Origin of the sequence: Microbacterium sp. UBA837 (assembly GCF_002296025.1) — a bacterium.
Classification (GTDB): Bacteria; Actinomycetota; Actinomycetes; order Actinomycetales; family Microbacteriaceae; genus Microbacterium.
Genome location: NZ_DBHD01000144.1, coordinates 1 through 7,684, shown reverse-complemented (window position 1 = coordinate 7,684; position 7,684 = coordinate 1). Strand labels below are relative to the sequence as shown.

Here is a 7,684-nt window from a genome sequence, read left to right as displayed (position 1 = left end):
GCGAACAACTATGCGGCCCGCCTGGCCGACCAGTTCTGGCCGACGGACGAGGTCTTCGAGAGCGCCGCAGCCGACTGGCTGAGAACCCACGGAATCAGCGGCATCACGGTCGTGGAGCCCTCGGGTATCGACTCCGACAATGTCGGCACTCCTGCGGGCGTGATCGCGCTCGGCCGCAAGGCGCTCGAGAACCCGGTGATAGCCGAGATCGTCGCGACACCGATGGTGGACCTGCCCGGCGCTGGTGAGGTCACGAACACCAACGACCTGCTGGCGGATCCGGGCGTCGTCGGCATCAAGACGGGTTCGCTCTTCGTCAACGGCCGAGAGGTCGACGACCTGGCCACCGCGAGAGACCTCACGATCGGCGACACGACGGTCCGCACCTACGCGACGGTTCTGGCCCAGCCGAGCGACGAGTCGCGAGACAGCTCGGCCCGGGCGTTGCTTGCTCAGCTCGAGGCGGAGCTCACGACCCCGTACGTCATCCCGGCCGGCACGGTCGTCGGGACAGTGGAGACCGCGTGGGGATCGAACCCAGAGATCCGCACCACTGCGGATGCCGCGGTCATCCTCTGGAACGGCGCGGCATCGAGTTCGTCATCCACGCTCACTGTCGACGAATGGGAAGCCGGGTCACCGGCGGGCACCTTCACCCTCACTGGTCCGGTGAACTCGACCACCGTTGAAGCTGCGGTCTCCGCCGAGATCGAGCAGCCCTCGCCGTGGTGGCGCTTGACGCATCCGCTGCAGCTGTTCGGTCTGATCGACTGAGGCCCCGGGCCCGGTCTCAGCGCCAGAGGGGCGTCGGCGGCGTGAACCCGTAAGCCTGATCGAGAAGGTCGGCGGGAAGCTCCTGGCCGGGGGCGGGGTTCCAGCGCGGTGAGCGGTCTTTGTCGACGAGTTGCGCGCGAATGCCCTCCACGAGATCGGGCTGCGTCGTCCCGAACCACAGCACAAGCCCGTACTCCTGGGCAAGCGTCGCCCGCAGGTCGGGGAGCTTGCGCGCGCGTCGGACCGCCTCGAGCGTCACCGCGAGCGCTGTGGGCGGAAGCGTCCCGAGGTGCGCAGCAGTCGCGCGCGCGGCATTCTCGGGCCGTCCGCGCAGTGCCTCGACGATCTCGGCGACGGTGGGTTGGGCGAACGCGACGTCGATCCACTCCCGCTCCCCGGTCAGGGTTCCGGGAGCTGGCTCTGTCGCGACGGCCTGGATCGCACTGTCGAGGTCGGCCCCATCCTCGAGCGCCGACAGCAGGCCTTCGAGCCGCACGCTCGGGACGTGGTGGTCGGCAAGGCCCACCGCTATGGCGTCGGCCGGCCCGACGGTGTTGCCGGTGAGCGCCAGGTACTCGCCGACCCGCCCGGGGGCACGGCCGAGCAGCCACGATCCGCCGACATCCGGCGTGAAGCCGATCCGCGTTTCGGGCATCGCGAGCATCGATCGCTCGGTGACGATGCGGTGCGAGGCATGGCCGGCAAGACCGATTCCACCGCCCATCGTGATCCCGTCGGCGAACGCGACGATCGGATGCCGATACTCCGCGATCCGGGCGTTGAGGGCGTACTCGGCGCGGAAGAAGGCCTCGACCTGCTCGGGATGATCGCCGATCAGCGTCTCGTACAGCCCGCGAACATCGCCCCCGGCGCAGAACCCGCGATCGCCGCCGCCGCGCAGAACGACAGCTCGGATGCTGTCGTCCCGCTCCCACCGCTCAAGAGCCGCGGCAAGCACCTCGACCATCTCGAGATCGAGGGCGTTCAGCGCCCGCGGTCGTTGCAGGGTCAGGATGCCGATCTCGCCGCGCTGCTCGATCTCAACCGTCGGTGTACTCTCCACGGTCCCACGGTAGCGAGGGACCGCCACGGAGGGGGGTCTTCGACCGCCCTCGGGCGTGGTGCCGCATCCGTAAGGGCTGCGTCGGCCAAACTGGTGCGCAATCCACACCCAGGGAGGGGCTCGTCATGCCCGACGGACAGGTTCTGGAGTTCGCGGGGCTTACCAAGCGCTTCGGGACGATCTCGGCAGTCGCCGACCTCACGTGCAGCATCCAGCCGGGGCGCATCACGGCGTTTCTCGGACCCAATGGGGCCGGCAAGACCACGACGCTGCGGATGCTGCTGGGTCTGATCCGTCCCACCTCCGGCTCGGCGACCATCGGCGGTCGCCGCTACGACGAACTCACCCATCCCCTGCACACGGTCGGTGCGGTTCTCGAGGCGACCGGGTTTCATCCTGGCCGCACGGGAGCAGCCCATCTCACGGTGTATGCACAAGCTGCCGGCATCCCGCGTTCGCGCGTCGATGAGGTACTGGAGCTGGTCGGACTCTCGCACGCTGCGGGACGCAAGGTCGGCGGCTACTCCCTCGGGATGCGCCAGCGGCTCGGGGTTGCGTTCGCGCTGCTCGGTGACCCCGGCGTGCTCGTGCTCGACGAGCCCACCAATGGCCTCGATCCCGAAGGCATCCGCTGGATGCGGTCGTTCCTGCGGACTCTGGCCGGCGAGGGGCGGACGATCCTGGTGTCGTCTCACCTTCTCGCCGAAGTGCAGCAGACGGTGGATGCCGCGCTCATCATCTCGGGCGGACGCCTCGTCTTCGAGGGGTCGCTCGCCGACCTCGCGTACCAGGAGGTTCCGGTCACCCTCGTCGACTCTCCCGACCGCGGCGCACTCGTCACGGCGCTGGAGGCTGCGGGTGTTCCGCTCGAAATCCTGCGCACCGGCATCCAGGTGGAGGGCCTCGACGCCGCTCGTGTGGGCGCGATCGCTGCCTCTGCCGGCATCGCCCTCTCGGCACTGACCGACCGGGGGCCGGCCCTCGAAGAGATCTTCCTCGAGTACGTCAACGGAACGAGGCCGCCGCGGCTGCTGACGGACGAGCCTCAGCCAGAGGTCCCGATCGAGACCGAGGAGCAGCCTGAGGTCACGACGGCGTCGGATTCCGAGGCCGATACGCCCGTCGGTGCGTCAGCCGACGAGGAAGGGGCGAACCGATGACCGTCGCCACCGTTACCCGGTCGGAGTTCACCAAGTTCTTTTCGACATCCCTGTGGTGGGTGTTGGGGCTCGTGCTCGTGGTCTACATCGCCTCCACGGCAGGCGCGCTTGCGTTCGTGTTCGGGGCCGTCAGCAACGGAACCCTTCCTGGAGACGGTGCGCCGGTCCCGACCGAGGGCGTCGCCCCCCTGCTGTATTCGCTGGCGGCGAGCGTCGGCTATGTCATCCCGCTCATCCTGGGCACCCTCATCGTTACGACCGAGTTCCGGCACAAGACTCTGACGGCAACGTTCCTTGCAACCCCCCGCCGCGGCACCGTCCTGTGGGCGAAGATCGTCGCGGGCATTGTGGTCGGCGTGGGCTTCGGGATCGTCGGCGCGCTGTCATCGGTCGGGCCCGCGGCGGGGTTTCTCACGGTGTTCGGTATCGATACCGACTTGGGAGCCGGGTCGACCTGGGCGCTGATCGCGCGGGTCGTGCTCGCGCTGACGATCTGGGTGGTCGTCGGGATCGGGGTCGGCACGCTGGTGCGCAACCAGGTAGCCGCCGTCGTCGGAGTGCTTGTCTTCACGCAGTTCCTCGAACCGATCGCCCGCACGGCAGGCGCGTTCGTGGAGGGACTCGACACCGTCACGAACTACCTGCCGGGCGCGGCAAGCGATGCCCTCGTCGGAGCCAGCATCTTCCAGATGGCGGGCGCAGGAGCCAGCACGAGCGGACTCGAATGGTGGGCTGGCGGCGCCGTCCTGCTCGGCTACGCGCTTGTGCTGCTCGTGCTCGGCTACGCGCTCAACTGGCGCCGCGACGTCAGCTGACGAGGTCGGCGACGTCTTCGGCTGGGCCCTCGACATCCAGCCGGAGCGCCTGGACCAGCGCCAGACCGTGTCGCGTCGTGAGCACGATGCGTTCGTAGTCCGGATGCTCCTCAAGGTCGATCACGACACCGGGCCGCCGCCCGCGCACCAGGACGAAATCCTCGCTGCCGGCTGACTTCCAGGTTCCCATGGCGACGACACCGCGCACATGCGTGCCGGGGCTCGGCACGCCGCGAAGCCAGGTCCACACGTCGTCGGTGAGCTGAACCTTTGCAATCGTGTCGCGCGGGAGGTCTACATTCTGCCGCCGGAATGCAAGCAGCCGCTCAGACCCCGACAACGCCACCTCCAGGTGGGCGGAGTCAAGCAGCAGGGTGACCATGAACCTAGTCTGCCAGCGGCGTTCGCGCCCTTACGGGGAGTTTGCTTACAAGCCCGCAACGATCCCTCTGCACCCTCCCTCCAACGGCAGACGCTCTGGCGCGATCGACAGCACGTGCACTCTCCGCGTCAACTGCTCCTTCGACAGCGACTGCAGCGTCCCGAGCGCCCAACCGGGAGCTCGAGCTCCTCCGCAGCCTCCACTGACTCCTGGTCCCTTGCCGGCATCCGATCATAGGTCGGCTCCACCGACCACGGAGATCTCCTTGCCGCCAAGGCCCAGGGAAATGTTCGGGAAGGGAAAGACCACAATGCTCGACCTCACAAGCGCCATCGACCAGCTGATCGTTGAAGCCGAAATCGCCGCACTACCCACCTGGGACGGCGCACCCCTGCACTACACCAGCGCCTACCACACCCCCGACGAACTCGCCGCAGCGCTCGAGCGTTGGCGAGCCGAACAAACACCCGGCACCTGGCGTCGATGCCACCTGTGGCGCCCTGCCCCCGCAGCCGGGGCACTCGACCTCGAGCACCACAACCTCACCACCTGGATCACAGACCTCCGCTGCGACCACCACGGCGCCGAGTATCACGCCTGCTCGTGCGTAGGCGAACTCCTCTACAAGAGCGTCTGCAGCGTCTGCTCCTGGCAAGCGATCACCGACGACGAGAACACCGCCGTCGAAGCCTGGCACGACCACGCCATGCCCGGATGGCGCGACCTCCCCACCCTGCCCAGCAAACTCCGCGGGCACATGGGCACCCGGAAAATGACCCCCGCGCTCGAAGCCTGGTTCGACGCGAACTACCCCGAGAACTTCCGCGTCCCCGGCGCACCCATCCTCACCGACCGGGGCGGCAGCGGCATGCGTCACGTCCCCGACTACAGCCCCTACGGCGGCTTCGACCTCAGCGACCACAACTGACCACACCACCCCGAACGGAGATCACCATGAGCACCCCCGAACCGCGCGCTCTCACCGAAGCCTGCAGCATGTGCCCCGAAACCCTCGTCGCCTTCACCGACACCGAACTCACCGAACAACTCAGCCTCCACGTCGCCCGCCACCACAACGGCGCCACCGCGGCCGTGGCAACCCCCGAACGCCCCACTATGACCGACGCGGTACGCATCCTCGCGGAAACCTGGTCAGTCGTCGCCCGCTGCGACGTCGAGGTCTTCGGTGGCCTCCAATACGTCGAAGCGCTCTCCATCGCCCAAGTCCTTCACGCAGGCGGCTACTCCAGCCTCGCCGGCGAAATCATCTACCGGTGGGCGCGTAACGACACTGATTGGGACGACCGCAACGACCCCCAGTTCGTCACCGAAGTCAACCGGTGGATCGCGCTCATCGAACCCGGCATCCTCGACCGGGAAAGCTCAGCATTCTGCCAGCACTACATCGACACCGGCCTCTACCTCACCGAAGGCGAGACCCTGTGACCGGCAATGCTCAGGTGCCCCAGAACCCCACCATCGCGGGGGAACTGGGGCACCCCCACGTCGGTGCCTGGATCAGCTGGGAAATCCCCAGCCCCAACCTGCTCCTCCCCGTCCGCATCCCACCCCGCGAAATCGCCTGGCTCGCCTTCGATGGCCACAAGATCAACATCGGCCTCTGGCCCGCCGACAACGAAGACGGCGACACGTTCGACGAGTTCTACCTCGAACCCGACCACCCCATCCGACTAACCGAGGCGCCCGAGGGCGACCCGGCGTGATGACAGCACCCGTAGCCGTCCCGCGGCCGAGCGCGACGGCTACGGCCGTATACAGCCAACAGTGAACGGATATGTCCTAGACTGGACGCAGCCCGCCCCCTGCTGGGGGGAAGGGAAGTAGAAGCCGGGACCCCCGCCGTTTGACGGGACCCGGCTTTCGCGCTGCTACAGCCGGATATCCACGATCGTGGTCGCGGAACGGATCGGCTCGAAGAACTGACTCCGGTTCGCGATCGACTCCCCGTACGCCCCGAGGGTCTGGTCAGCCACCCACAGCATCGGCTCACCACTGGGCAGCGCATGGAACACCCGCAGCGACCGACCCAGCGACTGCGCCCCGCGCATCCGCTCCACTGTCCGCATATCGGCGCCGTCCAGCGATCGACCTCGCGACTCGAGCGTGAGCCGAGTCACGCCTTGCCGCTCGAGCTCCCACAACATCCGCTGGATGCACAGCGCCCGCGCTCTCTCCTGCTTGCGGGGATTCACCGGCGCCCCCACCACGACCACGTGGTACGCATCGAACGCCGCGATGCTCGCGATCACCCGCGCCTGCTCGGCGCCCTCAAGATCACGCCAATGAAGCTTCGGCCCGCGAGTGTGCAGCTCCCGCATCCGCTCCCGCAGCTCGTCGCACCGACTGTCCTCAGCAACGACCACACCCAGCAGGTAGTGAGAGATCCCGCCAACCTCGCGCATGCTCTCATCGCCCCACGCTGACAGCTGAAGCGACTCCACGCCCACACGCTACCGGCCACACACGACACCCTCGAGGCCGCTCCCACCCCACCATGGATGCCCAGAACGCCCTAGAGGCGCTCAGAACGCCGCAGGAGGCCGTAGAGGACCGGCCTCGCACGACGCCTCTCGCCAACGACCATGAAGCCTCTCAGCGACCCCGCGTCCGAAAGACGATCGTTCTGTGAGACACGTCCGATCCGCCACCCACAGCATCGGCTCACTGCTGGGCACCGCGGTGGGCTACCGGTAGCGACCGTCCCAGCGCCCGCGCGGATCATCAGGCCCCGCACGGTCGACTACGTTCCCGACTCGGAGCGACCCTGCGTCTGAAGCTTCTCCTCGAGATTCGCTGCTCTCACGCTGACGATGATGGCCACGATGCCACCGACGACGTAGACGACGGTACCCAGGAATGAGGCGTAGATGATCCACGAGGCTGTTCGGACCCCATCGACTGCGAGGACCATCAACGCGATGACAGCCATCACGGCGAGGGTTGTCATCGCGAAGGCGAAGGTGGACCATAGTCCCGGTGACAGCCTCCGCGCGCTTCTCACCTTCCATAGGGCGAGAGCGGCGGAGACGACCGCGACCACGAACAGGACGATCGTGACGATCGCACCGATCCAGCCGATGACCAATTGCTGGTCGGAGGGTTCGCCGCAGCTGTAGAGCAGCGGCACGGCGCTCAACGTGGAGCCGATTTGGCAGTACGGACTGCGTTGCTGCATGTAGTGGCCGGCGGAGACGAAGAGCGGGATCAGAAGAGAGACGAGCAGACTGCACCAGCCCAGCCCGAGAAGGCCGGACTGGTGCAGTCGAGGTTGTGCGCTCATGTATCTACTAAACAGGACGACACCAGATCAGTACGGACCGTTGCATGACCAGATCTGTGCCGCGACGAGGCCGAACTCTCCGGAATACCAGCAGAGGTCGGGCGCCTGATTGTTGTTGTCTGCGTTGAGGACCATCCTGTTCTGGCCAGTACCGGGACCGGGATAGCTAAGGGCGGTTACCCCCATGCA

Annotated in this window: 9 protein-coding genes and 1 pseudogene; 6 read left to right on the top strand and 4 right to left on the bottom strand. The window is 67.2% G+C overall.

Features of this window, described 5'->3' with window-relative positions:
- Positions 1 to 774, top strand: a pseudogene (locus tag B3587_RS10590) (D-alanyl-D-alanine carboxypeptidase); the annotation flags it as partial.
- Positions 775 to 790: 16 nt separating this feature from the next.
- On the opposite strand, the gene B3587_RS10585 reads toward B3587_RS10590, so the two are convergent.
- Complete coding sequence (locus tag B3587_RS10585; RefSeq protein ID WP_292728454.1) at positions 791 to 1,837, bottom strand: enoyl-CoA hydratase/isomerase family protein; 1,047 nt, start codon at positions 1,835 to 1,837, stop codon at positions 791 to 793.
- Between the two features lie 125 nt (positions 1,838 to 1,962).
- On the opposite strand from B3587_RS10585, the gene B3587_RS10580 reads away from it, so the two are divergent.
- Positions 1,963 to 2,997, top strand: coding sequence for an ABC transporter ATP-binding protein (locus B3587_RS10580; RefSeq protein WP_228178345.1), 1,035 nt, complete (start codon positions 1,963 to 1,965; stop codon positions 2,995 to 2,997).
- A complete protein-coding gene (locus tag B3587_RS10575) occupies positions 2,994 to 3,812 on the top strand; it encodes an ABC transporter permease (protein ID WP_228178344.1) in 819 nt (272 codons plus the stop codon). The genes B3587_RS10580 and B3587_RS10575 overlap by 4 nt, the downstream gene beginning before the upstream one ends.
- On the opposite strand, the gene B3587_RS10570 is transcribed toward B3587_RS10575, so the two are convergent.
- On the bottom strand, positions 3,805 to 4,194 hold the full coding sequence (locus B3587_RS10570; RefSeq protein WP_228178343.1) for a hypothetical protein: 390 nt from the start codon (positions 4,192 to 4,194) through the stop codon (positions 3,805 to 3,807). The genes B3587_RS10575 and B3587_RS10570 overlap by 8 nt on opposite strands.
- A 310-nt stretch (positions 4,195 to 4,504) precedes the next feature.
- Between B3587_RS10570 and B3587_RS10565 the strand changes: the two genes are divergently transcribed.
- From B3587_RS10565 to B3587_RS10555, 3 genes are read left to right on the top strand one after another with little or no spacing between them, the layout of a single operon-like run.
- The gene (locus B3587_RS10565) at positions 4,505 to 5,122 is read left to right on the top strand and encodes a DUF6349 family protein (RefSeq protein WP_228178342.1); all 618 of its coding nucleotides are present in this window, start codon (positions 4,505 to 4,507) and stop codon (positions 5,120 to 5,122) included.
- 26 nt (positions 5,123 to 5,148) lie between these two features.
- Positions 5,149 to 5,640, top strand: a complete 492-nt coding sequence (locus B3587_RS10560) for a hypothetical protein (protein ID WP_228178341.1) — start codon at positions 5,149 to 5,151, stop codon at positions 5,638 to 5,640.
- Positions 5,637 to 5,918, top strand: a complete 282-nt coding sequence (locus tag B3587_RS10555; RefSeq protein WP_228178340.1) for a hypothetical protein — start codon at positions 5,637 to 5,639, stop codon at positions 5,916 to 5,918. The genes B3587_RS10560 and B3587_RS10555 overlap by 4 nt, the downstream gene beginning before the upstream one ends.
- 165 nt (positions 5,919 to 6,083) lie before the next feature.
- Here B3587_RS10555 and B3587_RS10550 read toward each other — a convergent pair whose 3' ends face one another.
- Positions 6,084 to 6,656 (bottom strand): hypothetical protein, encoded by a 573-nt coding sequence (locus B3587_RS10550; RefSeq protein ID WP_228178339.1) that lies wholly within the window; start codon positions 6,654 to 6,656, stop codon positions 6,084 to 6,086.
- A 299-nt stretch (positions 6,657 to 6,955) separates the two neighbouring features.
- Positions 6,956 to 7,495, bottom strand: coding sequence for a hypothetical protein (locus B3587_RS10545; protein WP_228178338.1), 540 nt, complete (start codon positions 7,493 to 7,495; stop codon positions 6,956 to 6,958).
- Positions 7,496 to 7,684 lie beyond the last annotated feature (189 nt).